We start from the raw sequence: 17,434 nt of genomic DNA on the forward strand, positions 1-17,434 counted from the left end.
TGAGTTACCTCAGTAGATATATTCTTTTTGTTTACTTATCTTAACATAGTTCGGTTTTTTTGCGCCGACCTACTTAGTTGTTAGTTGTTAGTTATAAAATGACTGAAAAAACGGGCAATTGTGGAAAATCAATGCACTCGTTATTCCAGGCATCTTAAATAAATATTTAAGTAGAAGAATTAATCAGAATATTTGTTAATAAAGAGTCGGTAAATCAAGGTTTTATAGAAAACAGAGGCGAGTTCTGAAGTTCGATCGCACTTCCAGGCCCGCTGAGTCAACTGCTGCTCTCTGCAGCCACAACCTTCAAGAACTTATAAAATAGTTCAAGAAGGTATCAAAAGACAAAGTAAGGTTTTTCATGGCCGATCAATTAATTCGCGCTACAGCCGCAGAGGGCGGAATTCGCGCTGTAGGCGTCATTTCCACCCGCCTCACCGAAGAAGCAAGACAGCGGCACAAGCTCTCCTACGTGGCTACAGCCGCCCTCGGCCGCACGATGTCGGCAGGGCTGTTACTCGCCTCCAGCATGAAGCGGCCCGAATCGAGAGTCAACATTCGCATCAAAGGAGATGGGCCGCTGGGCGGGCTTCTGATTGATGCGGGACTCGATGGAACAGTTCGAGGTTATGTGGAGAATCCCGGAGTGGAACTGCCGCCGAATGCTAAAGGCAAACTTGATGTCGGCGGGGCAATAGGTGACGGCTATTTGTACGTGGTGCGGGACGTTGGATATGGCTTCCCTTATTCAAGTACGGTGGAATTGGTTTCCGGCGAAATTGGCGACGATCTAACTCACTATTTGGCAACCTCGGAGCAAACGCCTTCGGCTCTGGTTTTGGGGGTGTTTGTGGGGGCGGGCGGGGTAGAAGCGTCTGGGGGTGTGCTGTTGCAGGTTCTGCCGAAGGCGGCAACGGACGAAAAATTGGTGCAAACTTTAGAATCTAGAGTTGCTGAATTGTCGGGCTTTACGCCGCTGCTGCGATCGGGCAAAACGCTGCACCAGATTCTCGAAGAGTTACTGGGAGATATGGGCCTGGAAATTTTCCCGGAAACTCAGATGGTGCGCTTTGACTGTGGCTGTTCGTTCGATCGAGTTTTGGGAGCTTTGAAAATGTTGGGCGAAGCGGAACTCCAAGACATGATTGAAAAAGATGGGGGGGCTGAGGCTACGTGCCATTTCTGCAACGAGGTTTACCAAGCTAATAGCGACCAACTTGCGGAACTGATCGGCGATTTGCGATCGAACTCCGGTTCTTGAGACGATAATGTGTAATTGGCTCTATTGAGTGCGAGTTAGGGATGATGGCCTTGACCAATTGCCAATTACGCATTATCAATTACCTAATCACAAAATTTTAATTTTGGCGGTTTGGCGATCGGCTCTTGCAGTCTGGGGCCGACGGGAGTATGTAAAAGTGATGAATACATTTTATAGAGCAGTTGATAGCAGCGCTCGCAGTTTTTAAATAACTAACGCTGGCTGGTTGCTGTTTGTGGTGAGGATATGAGTCAAGATCGCAAAATACCAGGCCGTTGGTCTGCATCAGAATCCTTGGAGTCAACAAAGGATACTTCGTCGCTGGTGCGCTTACCAGCAAGGAAAAACCGGGCTGAACGACTTAAAGAGCTCCGAGAGTTGGTTACTTCGGGAAAACTGCCGGGAGGGAATCTGGAACTACCGCCGAATTTGTCTGGGGAAAACTCGCAGCCGCCGGGGGAACACAATCCGTTTTGGCGGAACTGGTCAAATAAGTGGCAGTTTTGGCTGGCGCTGAGTTTGATGCTATCGGTGGGTATGGGGTTTGTGGCAATTGCGTCTTTACTCAACCTGACCTCACAGTCCAATTGCTCAAAGATTTTTTGGCCGACGGCTTCTGCTAACGATCGCTTTTTTTGTGCTCAAGAAGCAGCAAGCAAGCGGACGGCGGATGATTTGCTCAGGGCGATCGAATTAGTTAATGCTTTGCCACAAAACCATCCGCTGCGGCCGAGAATTAACACTCAAATCGATCGGTGGTCGGAGGATATTATTAGGCTGGGAAATGCTAGTTTCCAAGAAGGAAAGCTGGATGAGGCGATTGCGCTCGCTCGTAAGGTTCCTAAAAACGTTCCGGCTTACCCGAAGATGGAAAAGCAGATTGAAAAGTGGCAGTCGATATGGAGCGATGCAGAGAAAATTTACCGCAAGGCGGAAGACCACTTGCGTCAGGAAGAGTGGCCGCTGGCTTTCAGCCAAGCTACTCTGCTTTTGGATTTGGGAAATACTTTCTGGGAATCGGCTAAGTACGAGGAATTGACTAAGCTAATTCAGACGACTCGGGCGGAGGGCAATAAGTTGCTAAAAGCCCGGAATACAGCCTCCGAGGGAGGTCTCGACAATCTGGTGACGGGGATTAAGCTGGCTCAGGGAATTGATCAAAACAGTTATTTGTATCAAGCTGCCAATAAGGCGATCGCAGAATTTAGCAAGAAAATTCTGGATATCGCCCAAAAACGTTTGCAGGCAGGGGATTGGCAGGAGGCGATGGCGATCGCTAATAAGATTCCAGAGTCGGCAAATTTAAGGGAACAAGTACAGGATTTTAATGAGTTGGCGAATGCTACTTCTCAGGCTTTGACTGGCTCTGTTGAGGGTTTCTCCAAGGCGATCGAGATTGCTCAAAAGTTGAAGTCCGGCCGCCCTTTATACAAACAAGCTCAAGATTTAGTCGGTCGCTGGCAGCAAGAAATGGCTGATGTCAAAGTTTTGGATATGGCAAGCAGGCTGGCGGCGCCTGGTGGGGTAAATGATTTGAGGGCTGCAATCGCGCAATTGCAAACAGTCCCGGAATCAAATCCCCGCGCTTCGGAAGCTCGCCGTCAAATTAGCACCTTGAGCCGTCAAATCGAGCTGCTGGAAGACAGTCCGTATTTGCAAAGAGCCAACGATTTGGCGAGTACGGGCGATCCGAATGCTCTGGAAGCCGCCGTTGCTCAAGCTTCTCGGATCGGTAGAGGTAGGGCGCTTTACGTGGAAGCTCAAGCCAAAATTCAAGCTTGGATCGAGAGGAGACAGCGGCTTGTTGACCAGCCGTTTTTGGATAGAGCTCAGCAGCTAGCGGCGAGCGGCAATTTGGCAGGGGCAATTGACATGGCCCGCCGGATTCGATCGGGACGGGTGCTTTATGAGGAAGCTCGATCGAACATTCGGACTTGGGAGGCTCAATTTGAGGGCGAGCAAGGTTTGCAGAACGCCCGTCAGACGGCCAGAGCGGGGACTGCGGAAGCTCTGCAAACGGCTATTGCGCTGGCAAGTCAGGTTCCGGAGTCGAGTTCGCTCCGGTGGCAGGCGAGTGAGGCGATTGATGAGTGGAGCCAGCGGATTTTGGCGCTTGGTGTGGAAGAGTCGTCGTCGGATCTGGCTGGGGCGATCGCGACTTTGAAGAAAATTCCGTCGGGGACTCGGGCTTTTGAGCAAGCTCGATCGCAAATCAAAGTTTGGGAGGAGTCGCTGAATCCTCCCGATGCTGAATCTCCCCCTCCTGAACCGCCGGAAACGGAGCCTCCGACCAGCTCTGGCAATCGTTAGCTTAACTGGTTTGCCCGACATGGGGCGGGGGGTTTAAACCCCCGTCTCACAGCTTGCATTCGGTTTTAACTGATATCTTGCACCATTGTTAGCAACAGGCTTTCCGGCCTGTTCCACAAAATATAAATTTTATTGTGGAACAGGCCGGAAAGCCTGTTCATAAAAAGCTTATTGATAATGGTGCAACATTTCAGTTTTAACCGACTAAGAATTCATCAATTGCCACCGGATTTGACAAGATATTCTTAATGGTTAATCGCCAACATTTAAAAATTGGTAAATAAATTCTTTGTATTCATCTTTCACGGGCAGCTCTTCATCGACTTTGAGTCGCCGACGCACTGCCACAACTTCTTTGCGTTCGATCGGGTTATAACCTGGTTTCTCGTATTTTTCCCAATACAATCCCGTTCCCCGGCGCTGCCAAGCCGGCAGTTCGTTAAAGTTAATTCCGTTTTGAAATAGCAATTCGTTTTTGAAAGCCACCGATTGTTTGTCTAATATAACTGCTGCTGTTTCACCCGTTTCGCCATTTTTTCGCAGCATCCAATAACTCCAGCCATTCAAAGCGCAGCGCGCTGCATCTGCTTGGCGCCATAGAAAATAATCTACTACTTGCGATTTGTTGGCTGCGGAACAAATGCGGCTGTCAAAATTGACTGCTGTTTGGGCGGCGCGAGTGAAAGTTGCACTGGCAATACTGGCAGAAATAGAGACAATTTTTTCTAAGCTGCGGTCAAATAAATCCCAATCAGGAGGAAACAAAACTGAGATTTCGTCACTTTCGGTATAAGCGTAAATTCCGTCTAGTTCTGACAGGAGCGCTTTGGCAGTTTCCACCATTAATTCGTGGAATTTTAAGTCGAAAGGCTTATCAAAACTTGAGGAAGTAAATTTTGAAAAACTGCGACCGTCGGCGCGAATTACTGTGTGAGTTCCCGGCAATAAACGCAGGCTGTGAAAATATTCAAGCTCGCGCATTTTTTTTTCAAATGTCTGATTGTCCATGAATAACTTCCTCTGCGGGCCAGGTTTTTACTTCAAAGGTAAAGTTTTCTGCTATGCGGGCCCAAAACAGCCGTTCAAACCCTTCGCCGTAACTGGGCAATACCATTTTTTTTATAGTAGCATAAATTGCTATATCTGGAACTTGAGATTTGCCCGATCGCTTTTGATTTCTAGCTAAACAGTCGCTGACTATTGATTCAAAGTAGTAACCGATGATTTGGGCATTATAGGTGCGACCGATATCAATCAGCGACTTGCGATCAAGAACTTCGGGATTGGTATTGTCAACAGCAACTGAATGACCTGCTTGCAGTGCATTTTCAATTAATTGAATTTGTCGGCGCGATTTATTTTTATTGTTTCGCATTAAATCTTTGCTGACCAAAACGTGCGTGGCAGCTAAATAGTCGCGAAAAAATGTGCTTTTTCCCGATGCTTGCAATCCCATTAAAATGACTAATTCCATGAGAAGCTAAACATCCGCCGGATTCAGGTGCATCATCGCCCAAGTGGTGTAAGTGCCGATCGGACTCCAAAGTATGTAAGGCAGCAATAACAGGGCGGCTGCCTCGGAAACTGGCAACACAGTTAAAGCTAGGATTACGCTTAAAATAGCGCCCGTTCCGCCGATTATTGTGCCGACTTTTAGGCTCCTAACTTTGCACATAACCGAGGTGTAAGACATAGTTACTATTTCTAAAAGCAGGTACAAACCCATTCTCAGCCAAGTCTCCTGAGTTCCCGGTTCTTTTTCCCAAACAATCACTGCTGACCAAGCTGCACAAATAAAAATTACTGTCCAAATTAGGGGAATTGCTTTTTCAAATACTAGCCATCTCGGACGCTGCAAGCGGTTGAACCATTGGATGTCGCTGGGCGCGATTATGTTAGCTGCTAAAGCTACTACAAAGGCGACGCCTCCAATTACCATCCAGGATTTAATCATTTTGTTACCTTGGGCGAGGTTGACGGGTTCGATTCAGCAGATATTATCTCGGATTTTGGCGATCGCGCAATCTGTCCCCAGTTATATTAGGTTGAACCCAGTCACGAAACCCAACATCAGTTGAAAAGTTATTTAGACTTCTGGGAAACCTCAATTTATTATCTTCAGTTCCCCTTCATAATATAAAAAATGTGACTCTTGCTCCCTCCCCTTGACAAGGGGAGGGTTCAGGTGGGCTTTTCAGTAAATTTGACCAGTAAATTTGACCAGTAAATTTGACAAAAAGTCTATTAGTCTTTCAAAAAAATCGGCGACTAGCCGAGCCGATGATGCTGTTCTAATTCTAAACTAGAGTCATTCTCTTTTTTGGGAACCAGAAGCGTATTTTCGCTGCTGGGTTGCAACACGGCTTTAATCACTTGGAGAAAACGGTTAGGCTTTTTGGTTTGACCGTTGAGAGTGCGCCGGTCTTGCACTTTTTTAGAAAGGTGCCTCATCACAGATAAATCGAGTTCATCGATGAAATGGTCTGCTATACGTTCTCCCATTAAATCAATAGCTTCAGCATACTGATCGGTTAGCGTTTCTATGGCATCGTATGCTTCGTCAGCAACTTGACTTGCTACTGTTTTATTTTGGTCGCCCGGTGTCTGGGAATGGGTGCGGCGCCGGTCTAAAAGGCTTTGGTAATCCGCAATGCTCATTCCCAAATTGTAGAGATGGTGGTGAGCGTGATCAATCAAATCTACTTCACTGGGATAGAAGAAACCGCGAGTGCTGTTGATGCCGTGCAGTTTTGCCCAACGCCGCAGAGTTGTCTCATCTTGCAGTTGGTATCGCTCCAACATTTGAGCTGTGTTCAGCTCTACTTCTGGCGTAACTTTGAAATCGCTCATCGGTAAATCCTCGCTGGTGAGTAAATAAATAAAATTGAAACTTAGAATCGGTGATTGGCTTACAGTCTGAAAATGACGATCAATCCTGTGACGGCATTGAGGAAAGTCTTGCGGGCATTTGCTAGCCGTCGATCGTGCGATCGTGCGATCGAGTCAGAGGATTTCAGGGTAGCGTACTTTTGGGCTTTGTCTCGATCGCATCCAGGAGCAAGGACACAGGGTTAATAATATAGCTGATTTAAGGTTTCAACAACCGTTAAAAATAGTAAAGTTTGATTTTTAGGGTTGAATTTTTAGTAATGTTGAGCTATAATATTCTCAATAACCGTGCAATTAGTAATTTTAGTAGTTGCAAACGAGATTCTTAGTATGCCTGTATACGATTATTTGTGTCCCGAAAACAACCAGCAGTTAGAAGTTTGGCACAGCATGAACCTGGAAGTTTCGACTTGGGGTCAACTGTGCGAGTTGGCTAAGCGCGAACCCGGGGAGACTCCCGCAGATGCTCCGGTACGCAGGCTGCTGAGCGCTCCGAGGTTGATGAAGCCGACATCAGACACCGATTATAAAAATTCGGGTTTTAGCAAGTACGTGAAGCGGGATGAAGGGGTTTATGAAAATGTCACGGCTAAGGATGGTGAAAGCCGTATTGTCAATCGAGATGGTAAACCGATTAAAGACTGAGAATCCACAATAATGCAGTTTTCAGTTGAGTGAATTACAGATATTCGGTAGGGACACGGCTGGGTCGTGTCCTGTATTTTATCCGATTGACAACTAACTGCTATATTATTCAGATTATATTATGCCCATGCAGACGGAAACAAAACGCTCCACGGGACATAATCTTATTTGCCAAACCAATCTTTCATTTTTTGTTGTGCTTGTTCTTTAGTATCAGCATTAATGTATACTGAAACAGTAGCTATTGCCGCCAGCAATACTCCCAAATCGTCGGTAAATCCGATGCCGACTAATATATCGGGAATGGCATCAACAGGAGATATAAAATAGGTCAAAGCTCCAAGTACAACTCCTTTTGCCCAAGCAGGCACGTTTGGGTTCTGAGCCGTATAGTAGAGAATCAAAGCTTTTTCCACTACTTCTCTTCCTGCGGTTAAAGCAAAGTTTTTAAGTTTAGTCCAAAAAGTTTCATCTGAATAGTTAACATTGGGGTTGCTGAGGTTTGTTGTGGTTCCTTTGAGGTCGATTAAATCGAGAGGGATGCCCTTATTTTTAAGCTGGGTAACAGCAGAATTGAAGGATGCTGATGCCTGATTTTTATTAGGGGCGGCCTCCCGTATTTGTTTCATGTCTGCGATGAATTCCTGCATGGCTTGGATTTGCAAGTCGGAAACCGCCAGCAGTTTTTTGGCAGATTGGATGGCTTCGCTTTCTGCAGGATGCAGCGTCTTATTTGCCCCAGCAATGTTAATTAAAAAATACATGACTCCCAAACGCAGCGGTTCTTCTGATTGGCTGAGTGTTTGCAAGCAGTCGCTGAGTGATGGGGGAGTACCTGTGTAGGATTGGATTTGAGTTTTTGCCGAGTCAGAAAATTTGTCTAAATTTATGGTTTTAAACAACAAATCTAGTTCGTCAATATCAACGGAACCATCGGCGGCTGCGATCGCAAACAAAGAACCATAAAAAGCTAAAAGTTCGCTTTCTGAGGATGTGGCAAAAATATCTCTCTCGGACACGATGCTACTCCGATTGATAACGATGCTTTGCATTTTACCACAAAACTCAGCGCGCCATGATTTCAGAAACCGGCAATAATTTTAGAGAGTATGAAACAAAGGAGAATTTTTTATGAAAGTTGCGATCGTCGGCTGTGGCTATGTGGGTACTGCGACAGCCAAACATTTACGCGGCAAATCTGATTGTACCGTGACGGCGACAACTACGACGGCGACACGAGTCGTTGAGTTGGAGGGTGTCGCGCAGCGGGTAGCCGTGCTCAAAGGAAATGACAAAGATGCAATGACGGCTGTATTGCAAGAACAAGATGCTGTTATGCTGTGCGTAGGTGCTCCAAATGCTCATACTTATCAGGAGAGTTATTTAGAGACTGCGACTACTTTGGTATCGGTTTTAAAGGAGATACCGACAGTCAAGCAGGTTATTTATACGGGTACTTATTCTGTGTATGGCGATCGCCAAGGTGAATTGGTAAATGAAGAATCACCCGTCGCACCGGCTAATCCAAATGGTGAAATTCTCGCAGAAACAGAACGGGTTTTATTAGCAGCATCTAGTCCCAATCTTCACGTCTGCATTCTCCGTTTGGGAGGAATTTATGGGCCGGAGCGAGAATTAGTTAAAATCTTTGGAGGCTGGGCTGGTAGCACTCGTCCCGGTAGGGGGGAAGATGCTACTAATTGGGTGCATCGAGATGATATTGTTGGGGGGTTAACCTTTGCTTTGGAAAATCGATTGCAGGGAATTTACAATTTAGTCGGGGATGTGTCGCTATCCAGTGGTGAATTGCTCGATCGCATTTTTGAAGCTAATAATTTGCCTAAAGTTTCTTGGGATGGAAGTCCTAGCGTGCGGCCTTATAATGCGAGGGTGTCGAATCAAAAGATTAAGGCGGCGGGTTATCAGTTTATCCATCCTGAGATTAGGGAGTTTTAATAGTGCTGGGCGCAGCACCTAATTATGCAGGGTGCACACTACGCACCTTGCTAGAGAATATTATATTTTCCCTTTAACCCAACTTCTAAAGGATTTCAGCAAAGCAATTTCTCCTATCGTTTGAGTGCGACTGAAAAACCCCGCCATTTCCGCTGCTGATACAAAGGGAAAAGCAATACTAAAGTCGCGCTCAATATATTCAGTTTCTACCAACTGATAAAATTTCAAAACTCGCCCGTTATATAGCCAGAGTTCCGGGACGCGAAGTGCGGAGTAAATGGCAAACTTATCAACTGAACTGCTGGTAATATCTATTTCAATTGCTAAGTCGGGCGGTGGGGCAGTTTCTAAATCTAGTTCTTGCCTGCCTCTAACTGCTGCTTCATTTTGGATATAATAACAGTTATCTGGTTCTATGCCTTTTTTGGCATTTTTGAGTTTGAGAGTAGTTGAGCCAGCACTTTTAATTTCAATGTCGAGTTCTTCTGCTAAAGCAAGGATGAAATTACCGAAATTGCTCTTGTAGTTCTCATGTTCAAATAGTGGCGCCATAATTTCCAGTCTGCCTTCATCGTAAGCTATGCGATAACCTCGCTTATCGCCTATTTCTTTGAGCAAGGTTTCAAAGGTTGACCAGCTAATGTTTTCTAGCAGTGTTCTCTGTTCGGCTAAACTTGAAGTAGTAGCAATCATCTCAAAATCTCCTTGAGCTGAGAAAACTATAGTTTTATTTTATCACAGGCCCAGATACTATCAAAAAAGGGGTTTTTTTTTGAACCGCAGATGCAGGCGGATGAACGCAGAGGGATGAAAAGGCGATCGCATCACCTGACATCTATAATTTTCCCTATCACCCAAGTTCTAATTTAATTGCTGAAAACCTTTGATCTTCCAGAATACAGCCGAGTACAACAAACAACCGAGAAATAACCCAGAAATAGAACCAATAACTGCTCTAACAATTATGCCAGAAAAACTTATATCCTCAGCTATGTGCAAATTTACAGCAATTAATGCCAAGATACAAGAGGTCAGCAAAATGCAGCTAGTTGCTAATAGTTTCCAGCGCACAGGCAGCGCTTGTTTACTTTGGCGAGGTTGAGTTTTTAGCAACCATACCAAGAACCAAATCGACAAACCGCAGAGTCCGAATATGCCACTTCCATATTGAAGTAATTTATAAAGTGGCAGGGAGACAACCTGAAATTGCAGCAATGGAACTCTGACGACAAACCACCCAGTTGAATGAGTGAATTCATCCCACAAAATATGACTTATTCCGCCGATCACGATCGAGCTTGTAATTATTAAAAATTGCGATAAGGGGAAGAGCGAGTATCGCCTTATTGATGGCAGTCGATCGGCTACGTGCGAGGGAGCAAGTGCCAGTAGCGGATACTTTAAAACCCAGTGAAATACTAGCAGAAGAACCAGCGAAGAGGGCAAACCTTCGATGAATACTCCTGGCAAACTGTGACCAATCCCTCTGACTGGTTTCAGGGCGATAAAATATTGCAAATCGGGAATCATTGTCCCAATCGCGAGAGCTAACAGATCCAATTTTCGTTTAGATAGCAACCAGATTGGAACTGCTGCGATCGGATGTGCGAGTGTAAAAGGCATTCTGCTAAACTTAACCGTGAAAAAAATTTGGTAAATGAGGTGGGCAAATACCTACCCCACAAACTTACCCCATCATCCCAGCAAAAAAGTCGATCGTCTCTTTCAACGCTTTCACAAACACATCAATCTCCTCGCGAGTATTGTAAAAATACAAACTCGCTCTGGCAGTAGATGAAATGTTCAAATAGCGGTGCAAAGCTTGCGTGCAGTGATGCCCGGAACGAATCGCGACTCCCTCCTGGTCTAACATGGTAGACAAGTCTTGAGGGTGAATTTCTCCGGCTGTAAATGCCGCCAATGCTGCCCTACCTTCGCCGTTGCTGTCTGGTTGTGGCCCGTAAATTTTGATTTCTGGAATTTGCCGCAATTGTTGAAACAGATAAGCAGTCAATTCTGCTTCGCAAGCGTGAATCTTATCCATGCCAATGTTACTAAGATAATCGATTGCTGCACCAAGGGCGATCGCCTCGCCGATTGCAGGCGTGCCGGCCTCAAATTTGTGCGGCAAATCGGCATAGGTGGAATAATCGAGAAACACGTCAGCAATCATCTCGCCGCCGCCGAAAAACGGAGGCATTTCTCTCAGCAAGTCCAGCTTACCGTACAGAAAACCGATGCCAGTCGGAGCGCACATTTTGTGACCGGAAGCAACCAGCCAATCGCAATCTATTGCTTGCACATCCACTATCATGTGCGGCACGCTTTGGCAAGCATCTATTAAAACTTTTGCGCCGAAACTGTGGGCAATTTTGCAGATTTCTTGGACAGGACTAATGCAGCCTAAAGTATTAGAAACGTGAACGGTTGACACCAACTTAGTTTTATGGGAAATCAGCGTTTTAAACTGTTCCAAATCAAACTCGTTAGTTTCCGTTAACTCGACAAACTTCAGCACCGCACCGGTTCTTTGAGCAATCATTTGCCAGGGAACGAGATTGCTGTGGTGTTCCATCACAGACAGGATAATTTCATCTCCGGCTTGCAGATTGCTCAAACCCCAAGAATAAGCAACCAAATTAATCGCTTCGGTGGCGTTGCGAGTGTAAACAATTTCTTGCCGCGACGCGGCATTTACAAACGCCGCAACTTTGTCTCTCGCACCTTCGTAAGCATCAGTCGCTTTGGCGCTGAGAGTGTGAGCGCCGCGGTGCACATTTGCATTATATTTCTCGTAGTAGTCGCGCCAAGCGTTGAGTACAGCTAGGGGTTTTTGAGAAGTAGCTGCATTGTCTAAATAAACTAGCGGTTTACCATTTACTTTTTCATTCAAAATTGGGAAGTCGCCGCGAACTTTTGATGCAAGTGTTTTTTCTTGAATAAGTGTCATATTTTTTGAAGTTAGTGATTTGTCGTTGGGTGGGGGCGGGTTTACTAGATTGTTGGTTTTAGGCAATTATTATTCGTGAGACCCGCCCCTACAGGCTGTTAACAATGGTGCAAAATGTGGTATGGACACAGCATTGCTGTGTCCTCTGTATCCTCATTTGTATGAGTTATCCTTGGACGGCCACGCAGGTAGAAAGCATTTTCGCCACTCCAAGAATCGGTAATTGATTGAGCATTTCCGCCGCAAAAGCATCGATTAGCAAATAGCGACTTCTTTCTAAATCCAAACCGCGACTTTGCAAGTAGAAAAGCTCATCATCTTCTAACTGGCTGACAGTTGCACCGTGGGAACATTTAACGTTGTCTGCGACAATTTCCAACTGCGGTTTAGTGTCTACGCGAGCTCTCGGTGACAGCAATAAATTCCGGCTCAACTGTCCGGCATCTGTCAATTGGGCGGCTTTGCGAACGAAAACTTTGCCGTTAAATACAGCACGAGCTTTGTTGCCGACAATGCACTTGTGCAATTGGCGGCTTGTACCGTGGGGGTGATTGAAATCGATTAAACTGTGAGTGTCAGATAACTGTTCCCCAAAGGCTACGCTTAAGCCGTTTAAAGTTGTCTCAGTGGCTTCACCGCGCTGAAATACTTCTAAATTGTGGCGCGATATTTTGCCTCCCAAGCTGATAGCATGGCAAGTATAACGGCTATTACGAGATTGCTCGATCGCACTTTTGCCGATATGAACAACCTCTCCACCTTCCCGCTGCAGCCGAACGTGATTCACAGTGGCATTTTCGCCGACAACAACATCGGTTACAGCATTAGTAAACGCTGGTACATTACCGATAGTTGCGTAATCCTCAACTAGCGTGACATTGCTTCCAGGCTCAGCTATGACCAAGCAGTGCGGCTGGCACATCGTGGGAGATGCACCGGGCGCTGTCAGGAACAGCAAGTGAATCGGAAGGTCGATCGACATATTGGCCGGCACGAACACCACCGCAGAATCCGCCAAACCCGCAGTATTCAGCGCCGTAAACACCTCAGTTTGCTGTCTGTGCTTGCTCAAAACATCGCTGATGCGCCCTTGATATTTTTCGGGTACATTGGATAGATTACCTGCGTAAAAGTCGATCGGCAAATTGGGAAAAACCGACGACTCCACAGTTGACAAATCCGGCGCATAAAAACCGTTGACAAATACCAATCTTAATGGTAAATCATCCCGATTTTTCACGGGCATAATGATATCAGCCAGCTTAACTTTTGACTGATTGCTCTGGGGTATATGAAAAGGAATTTGCAACACCGGCGACAAATCAGTAAAGCGCCATTCCTCATCCCTCACCGTCGGAAAACTCGAAGCAAGCACGTATTCAGTCGCGGCATCCCGCAAATCCTGCAACCCGTAAGCGGCACTTTTGCTATTAACAGCCTCCAACTTGCCGCACTGATTCACCAAATCAGTCAAAAACATTTCCCTACTAGCAACTTGCGTATTCATCATCGCGCGCCTACTCCTGCTGCTTCCTCTTCCACAACCCAGTCATAACCGCGCTCTTCCAATTCCAGCGCCAACTCTTTCGGGCCAGTCAAGATAATTCTACCGGCTTCCATGACGTGAATAAAATCAGGAATAATGTAATTCAGCAACCGCTGATAGTGAGTAATCACCAACATCGAATTTTCAGCATTTGACAACTGATTCACACCGCCGGCGACAATCTTGAGAGCATCGATATCCAAACCAGAATCAGTCTCATCCAAAATAGCTAATTTCGGTTCCAACAAAGCCATTTGCAAAATTTCATTTCGCTTTTTCTCGCCACCGGAAAAACCCTCATTAACGCTGCGGCCTAAAAAAGAATCATTCATCTTGACAATATCCAGCTTGTCCTCGATTAAATCTTGGAAGTCAAAAGCATCCAATTCTTCCAAGCCGCGATGTTTGCGGTGAGAATTGTAAGCCACGCGCAAGAAATCCAGATTGCTAACGCCGGGAATTTCTAAAGGATATTGGAAAGCCAGGAACACGCCAGCCAAAGAGCGTTCTTCCGGCGCTAATTCCAGCAAATTTTGACCCAGAAAAGTAACTTCTCCACCCGTTACCGTATAAGCAGGATGGCCCGCTAATATCTTGGATAAAGTGCTTTTCCCCGAACCGTTCGGGCCCATAATCGCGTGAATTTCACCCGATTTAATTTCCAGATTCAAACCCTTAAGGATTTGGGTATCTTCCACATTCGCAGTTAAATCGCGGACGGATAGCACCACTTGACTATTTTCTACAATCATCTATTTTTGTCCTTTTCCTCAATGCACTTTACAGTTTTTTTTCTCGTTGCTAGGCTGTACCCAGTGGTGACAATTTAACGTTAAACCGATAGTCCGCCAGGGAATGAATTCCCTGTCTCAAAGCTAAAGTCCTCTGAAGAGGACTGAGAAGAAAATTTTTAAACTCATTAGTCCTGTTTAGAGGAGTTTAGCTATTAGCCAAGGAATTCATTCCCTGGCGGACGGGGAGCTTAAGTTGTCACCGATGGACTCGGCCTGGAAGGGTTTCTCGCCCGCGAAAATTATCCGACACTTCCTTCCAGTTTCAGACTCAACAGCTTATCAGCTTCCGCCGCAAATTCCATCGGTAACTGATTGAAAACATCTTTACAGAAACCGCTAATCATCATCGAAATAGCATTTTCTGCGGAAATTCCCCGCTGTGCGAAGAAGAACAATTGCTCTTCCCCAATCTTAGAAGTAGAAGCTTCGTGTTCGACTTTAGCAGTGTGGTTCTGCACTTGAATATAAGGGAAAGTATTCGCTTGAGCGTTATCCCCAATCAGCATGGAATCGCACTGAGAGTAATTGCGAGAGCCTTTAGCATTAGGCCCCATTTTCACCAAGCCGCGATAGCTGTTGGATGAATTTCCGGCCGAAATTCCCTTAGAAATAATCGTGCTGCGAGTATTTTTACCAATGTGGATCATTTTTGTGCCGGTGTCAGCTTGCTGCTTGTTATTTGTCAGCGCTACTGAGTAGAATTCGCCCACCGAGTTGTCGCCGACTAAGACGCAACTGGGATATTTCCAAGTAATCGCGGAACCGGTTTCTACTTGTGTCCAAGAAATCTTAGAATTGACTCCTTGACACAAACCGCGTTTCGTCACGAAGTTGTAAATGCCGCCTTTTCCGTTGGCGTCGCCGGCGTACCAGTTTTGCACTGTGGAGTATTTGATATCGGCATTGTCCATTGTTACCAATTCTACGACGGCGGCGTGCAGTTGATTGGTGTCAAACATCGGCGCGGTGCAGCCTTCTAGGTAAGAAACAGAACTGTTTTCTTCTGCAACAATTAGTGTGCGCTCGAACTGGCCGGAATCTCCGTTGTTGATGCGGAAATAGGTTGACAATTCCATTGGGCATTTGACGCCTTTGGGAATGTAAACAAAGGAACCGTCGCTGAATACGGCGGAGTTGAGGGCTGCGAAAAAGTTATCGCCGACTGGTACGACGCTGCCAAGATATTTTTCTATTAGTTCGGGATAATCTTTGACTGCTTCTGAGATGGAACAGAAAATAACACCATCTTTGGCTAACTTTTCTCTAAATGTTGTGGCAATCGAAACGCTGTCGAAAACGGCATCGACGGCGACATTTCCCAGCCGCTTTTGTTCGGAGAGGGGAATGCCGAGTTTCTCGAAGGTTTCTAGTAGTGTCGGGTCTACTTCGTCCAAACTATTGAGCTTTTTGGGCTTTTGTTTGGGCGCGGAATAGTAGATAATTTGTTGGTAGTCGATCGCGGGATAGTTGACGTGGGGCCAGGTGGGCTCGGTCATTGTCAACCACTTCCGGTATGCTTTGAGGCGGAATTGCAGCATGAATTCCGGTTCGTTTTTCTTGGCGGAAATCAGGCGGACTACATCTTCGCTTAAGCCGCGGGGGATGGTGTCTGACTCGATGTCGGTGACGAAACCGTATTTGTAGGGCTGGTTGACTAGGGTTGTGACTGTAGAGCTCATTAATTTTGCGCTTTCGAGTGTTCTGGATAAGTCTCTCAAAGATGGCAGACGCTGAACTGTCGGGGGCCCGGCCAGTTCTGGGGGCTGCTCTGGTAAGTAAAACAACTGATTTGTTGCTTTAGTATATTTTAAGCTACATTAACAACAGTGATATTGTCAAAGTCAAATTAATAATTTTTTGTGAAGATGATGGAGACTACTCAGCAGACTTCCACGAAACAAGACATCCTGCAATATTTGCTCAAGGGGGGGCAGGGGACGGCTCTTGAGTTGGCGGAGTCTTTGGATATCAGTCCGCAGGCGATTCGCCGTCACTTGAAGGATTTGGAAGCGGAGGGGTTGATTCAGTATCAGTCGGTTCAGGCTGGGATGGGGCGACCGCAGCACATTTATGAGCTTACCAGTCAGGGGCGCGATCGATTCCCGAATCGTTACGGTGATTTTGCAGTATCTTTCCTGGATACGTTGGCGGAAACCGTCGGCCGCGAGCAAGTGATTACTATCCTGCGAAAACAGTGGCAGCGCAAGGCGACGGAGTATCGGCGGCTGGTGGGTGCGGGTTCGCTGGAAGAACGGGTGACTAAGTTAATGGAACTCCGCAGGGCTGAAGGCTATATGGCTGAGTGTTATCCTGTAGAATCGGTAGAGGTTGGGATGTGCGATCGCGCTGGTTTGGGCGATCGATTTGTGTTGATGGAACACAACTGCGCGATTTCTAATGTTGCTGAAACTTTTCCGAGTGTGTGTGGCAATGAGTTGGAAATGTTTGCAGCGGTTTTGCCGGACTGTCTTGTGGAGCGGACTCACTCGATTATTAATGGGGAACACCGCTGCGGTTATTTGATTGCAAGAAGGAAGGAAGAAGGAAGAAGGAAGAAGGAAGAAGGATGAAGGATGAGGGAAGGCACTACACGGATTTTGACACGGATACACGGATGGGTGTTTTTACTAATTACCAATTACCGACAGCACTACACGGATTTTGACACGGATACACGGATGGGTGTTTTTACTAATTACCGATTACCAACAGCACGACACGGATTTTGACACGGATACACGGATAGATGTTTTTACCGATTACCAATAACAAATAACAAATAACAAGTAACTAATAACTATGGAACCGCTAGCAGATTTTTTAAAGCCGGAAGAGTGCGCGGAAGTTGATATGGCGCTGCTGTCGTCGAAGGAAAAGTTTTCGGCGCGGCTGGCAATTTATGCTTTGAGGGTGCTCAAGCAAATTGCTGGGGAGACTGGGAAGCCGGTGGCTGAGGTGACTAATGGGCAGGTGATGGATTGGATTAAGAATGATGAGAGTATTAAAGGGTCGATCGAACTTGATGCTAGTTTTGAAAACTTTTTTACGAATTTGGTAATTGCGTCTTTGCGGCCGTTGAGGCA

General features: G+C 46.1%; 18 protein-coding genes. 7 read left to right on the forward strand and 11 right to left on the reverse strand.

Annotation, left to right across the window (positions count from 1 at the left end; translation table 11 throughout):
- Positions 1–361 precede the first annotated feature (361 nt).
- Both hslO and QUA83_RS08340 read left to right on the forward strand, forming a co-directional pair.
- Positions 362–1,261 carry an Hsp33 family molecular chaperone HslO gene (gene hslO / locus QUA83_RS08335; protein WP_333292516.1) on the forward strand — a complete coding sequence of 300 codons (900 nt, stop codon included), beginning with the start codon at positions 362–364 and terminating at the stop codon, positions 1,259–1,261.
- A 246-nt stretch (positions 1,262–1,507) separates the two neighbouring features.
- Complete coding sequence (locus QUA83_RS08340; RefSeq protein ID WP_333292517.1) at positions 1,508–3,571, forward strand: hypothetical protein; 2,064 nt, start codon at positions 1,508–1,510, stop codon at positions 3,569–3,571.
- Between the two features lie 252 nt (positions 3,572–3,823).
- Here QUA83_RS08340 and QUA83_RS08345 read toward each other — a convergent pair whose 3' ends face one another.
- The 4 genes from QUA83_RS08345 to QUA83_RS08360 form a co-directional block, all read right to left on the reverse strand.
- On the reverse strand, positions 3,824–4,579 hold the full coding sequence (locus tag QUA83_RS08345) for a tRNA(His) guanylyltransferase Thg1 family protein (RefSeq protein WP_333292518.1): 756 nt from the start codon (positions 4,577–4,579) through the stop codon (positions 3,824–3,826).
- The gene (locus QUA83_RS08350; RefSeq protein ID WP_333292519.1) at positions 4,560–5,045 is read right to left on the reverse strand and encodes an AAA family ATPase; all 486 of its coding nucleotides are present in this window, start codon (positions 5,043–5,045) and stop codon (positions 4,560–4,562) included. Before QUA83_RS08350 ends, QUA83_RS08345 begins: the two co-directional genes overlap by 20 nt.
- 6 nt (positions 5,046–5,051) lie before the next feature.
- Positions 5,052–5,525, reverse strand: a complete 474-nt coding sequence (locus QUA83_RS08355) for a TspO/MBR family protein (RefSeq protein WP_333292520.1) — start codon at positions 5,523–5,525, stop codon at positions 5,052–5,054.
- A 314-nt stretch (positions 5,526–5,839) separates the two neighbouring features.
- Entirely contained in the window at positions 5,840–6,421 is a 582-nt protein-coding gene (locus QUA83_RS08360; RefSeq protein WP_333292521.1) for a hypothetical protein, read from the reverse strand.
- A gap of 72 nt (positions 6,422–6,493) precedes the next feature.
- On the opposite strand from QUA83_RS08360, the gene QUA83_RS08365 reads away from it, so the two are divergent.
- Together QUA83_RS08365 and QUA83_RS08370 are read left to right on the forward strand one after the other, a co-directional pair.
- Entirely contained in the window at positions 6,494–6,646 is a 153-nt protein-coding gene (locus tag QUA83_RS08365; RefSeq protein WP_333292522.1) for a hypothetical protein, read from the forward strand.
- Positions 6,647–6,790: 144 nt separating this feature from the next.
- Positions 6,791–7,105 (forward strand): zinc ribbon domain-containing protein, encoded by a 315-nt coding sequence (locus QUA83_RS08370; protein WP_333215450.1) that lies wholly within the window; start codon positions 6,791–6,793, stop codon positions 7,103–7,105.
- A 164-nt stretch (positions 7,106–7,269) separates the two neighbouring features.
- On the opposite strand, the gene QUA83_RS08375 is transcribed toward QUA83_RS08370, so the two are convergent.
- Complete coding sequence (locus QUA83_RS08375; RefSeq protein WP_333292523.1) at positions 7,270–8,157, reverse strand: DUF1232 domain-containing protein; 888 nt, start codon at positions 8,155–8,157, stop codon at positions 7,270–7,272.
- A 79-nt stretch (positions 8,158–8,236) separates the two neighbouring features.
- Between QUA83_RS08375 and QUA83_RS08380 the strand changes: the two genes are divergently transcribed.
- Positions 8,237–9,061, forward strand: a complete 825-nt coding sequence (locus QUA83_RS08380) for an NAD-dependent epimerase/dehydratase family protein (RefSeq protein ID WP_333292524.1) — start codon at positions 8,237–8,239, stop codon at positions 9,059–9,061.
- A 60-nt stretch (positions 9,062–9,121) separates the two neighbouring features.
- On the opposite strand, the gene QUA83_RS08385 is transcribed toward QUA83_RS08380, so the two are convergent.
- The 6 genes from QUA83_RS08385 to sufB all read right to left on the reverse strand — a co-directional run bounded on the left by QUA83_RS08385 (position 9,122) and on the right by sufB (position 16,030).
- On the reverse strand, positions 9,122–9,754 hold the full coding sequence (locus QUA83_RS08385; RefSeq protein WP_333292525.1) for a Uma2 family endonuclease: 633 nt from the start codon (positions 9,752–9,754) through the stop codon (positions 9,122–9,124).
- A gap of 168 nt (positions 9,755–9,922) precedes the next feature.
- The gene (locus QUA83_RS08390) at positions 9,923–10,684 is read right to left on the reverse strand and encodes a DUF4184 family protein (RefSeq protein WP_333292526.1); all 762 of its coding nucleotides are present in this window, start codon (positions 10,682–10,684) and stop codon (positions 9,923–9,925) included.
- 64 nt (positions 10,685–10,748) lie between these two features.
- Positions 10,749–12,011 carry a SufS family cysteine desulfurase gene (locus tag QUA83_RS08395; RefSeq protein ID WP_333292527.1) on the reverse strand — a complete coding sequence of 421 codons (1,263 nt, stop codon included), beginning with the start codon at positions 12,009–12,011 and terminating at the stop codon, positions 10,749–10,751.
- 166 nt (positions 12,012–12,177) lie between these two features.
- A complete protein-coding gene (gene sufD, locus QUA83_RS08400) occupies positions 12,178–13,521 on the reverse strand; it encodes a Fe-S cluster assembly protein SufD (RefSeq protein WP_333292528.1) in 1,344 nt (447 codons plus the stop codon).
- Complete coding sequence (sufC, locus tag QUA83_RS08405) at positions 13,518–14,309, reverse strand: Fe-S cluster assembly ATPase SufC (RefSeq protein ID WP_332980345.1); 792 nt, start codon at positions 14,307–14,309, stop codon at positions 13,518–13,520. The genes sufD and sufC overlap by 4 nt, the downstream gene beginning before the upstream one ends.
- A gap of 281 nt (positions 14,310–14,590) precedes the next feature.
- Complete coding sequence (gene sufB / locus QUA83_RS08410) at positions 14,591–16,030, reverse strand: Fe-S cluster assembly protein SufB (protein ID WP_333153706.1); 1,440 nt, start codon at positions 16,028–16,030, stop codon at positions 14,591–14,593.
- Positions 16,031–16,216: 186 nt separating this feature from the next.
- Between sufB and sufR the strand changes: the two genes are divergently transcribed.
- Both sufR and QUA83_RS08420 read left to right on the forward strand, forming a co-directional pair.
- Positions 16,217–16,921 (forward strand): iron-sulfur cluster biosynthesis transcriptional regulator SufR, encoded by a 705-nt coding sequence (gene sufR, locus QUA83_RS08415; RefSeq protein ID WP_333292529.1) that lies wholly within the window; start codon positions 16,217–16,219, stop codon positions 16,919–16,921.
- A 229-nt stretch (positions 16,922–17,150) separates the two neighbouring features.
- Positions 17,151–17,434 (forward strand): hypothetical protein (locus QUA83_RS08420; protein ID WP_333292530.1); only part of this gene is annotated, 284 nt, incomplete at its 3' end.

The organism is Microcoleus sp. K1-B1, from assembly GCF_036704705.1.
In the GTDB taxonomy this organism is placed as follows: domain Bacteria; phylum Cyanobacteriota; class Cyanobacteriia; order Cyanobacteriales; family Microcoleaceae; genus Microcoleus.

What these genes read in the sequence shown, in the direction of transcription:
- hslO (WP_333292516.1), top strand. Translation starts at nt 362, where the DNA reads ATGGCCGATCAATTAATTCGCGCTACAGCCGCAGAGGGCGGAATTCGC.
- QUA83_RS08355 (WP_333292520.1), bottom strand. Translation starts at nt 5,525, where the DNA reads ATGATTAAATCCTGGATGGTAATTGGAGGCGTCGCCTTTGTAGTAGCT.
- sufB (WP_333153706.1), bottom strand. Translation starts at nt 16,030, where the DNA reads ATGAGCTCTACAGTCACAACCCTAGTCAACCAGCCCTACAAATACGGT.
- QUA83_RS08340 (WP_333292517.1), top strand. Translation starts at nt 1,508, where the DNA reads ATGAGTCAAGATCGCAAAATACCAGGCCGTTGGTCTGCATCAGAATCC.
- QUA83_RS08370 (WP_333215450.1), top strand. Translation starts at nt 6,791, where the DNA reads ATGCCTGTATACGATTATTTGTGTCCCGAAAACAACCAGCAGTTAGAA.
- QUA83_RS08375 (WP_333292523.1), bottom strand. Translation starts at nt 8,157, where the DNA reads ATGCAAAGCATCGTTATCAATCGGAGTAGCATCGTGTCCGAGAGAGAT.
- sufR (WP_333292529.1), top strand. Translation starts at nt 16,217, where the DNA reads ATGATGGAGACTACTCAGCAGACTTCCACGAAACAAGACATCCTGCAA.
- sufC (WP_332980345.1), bottom strand. Translation starts at nt 14,309, where the DNA reads ATGATTGTAGAAAATAGTCAAGTGGTGCTATCCGTCCGCGATTTAACT.
- sufD (WP_333292528.1), bottom strand. Translation starts at nt 13,521, where the DNA reads ATGATGAATACGCAAGTTGCTAGTAGGGAAATGTTTTTGACTGATTTG.
- QUA83_RS08350 (WP_333292519.1), bottom strand. Translation starts at nt 5,045, where the DNA reads ATGGAATTAGTCATTTTAATGGGATTGCAAGCATCGGGAAAAAGCACA.
- QUA83_RS08385 (WP_333292525.1), bottom strand. Translation starts at nt 9,754, where the DNA reads ATGATTGCTACTACTTCAAGTTTAGCCGAACAGAGAACACTGCTAGAA.
- QUA83_RS08380 (WP_333292524.1), top strand. Translation starts at nt 8,237, where the DNA reads ATGAAAGTTGCGATCGTCGGCTGTGGCTATGTGGGTACTGCGACAGCC.
- QUA83_RS08345 (WP_333292518.1), bottom strand. Translation starts at nt 4,579, where the DNA reads ATGGACAATCAGACATTTGAAAAAAAAATGCGCGAGCTTGAATATTTT.
- QUA83_RS08360 (WP_333292521.1), bottom strand. Translation starts at nt 6,421, where the DNA reads ATGAGCGATTTCAAAGTTACGCCAGAAGTAGAGCTGAACACAGCTCAA.
- QUA83_RS08390 (WP_333292526.1), bottom strand. Translation starts at nt 10,684, where the DNA reads ATGCCTTTTACACTCGCACATCCGATCGCAGCAGTTCCAATCTGGTTG.
- QUA83_RS08395 (WP_333292527.1), bottom strand. Translation starts at nt 12,011, where the DNA reads ATGACACTTATTCAAGAAAAAACACTTGCATCAAAAGTTCGCGGCGAC.
- QUA83_RS08365 (WP_333292522.1), top strand. Translation starts at nt 6,494, where the DNA reads ATGACGATCAATCCTGTGACGGCATTGAGGAAAGTCTTGCGGGCATTT.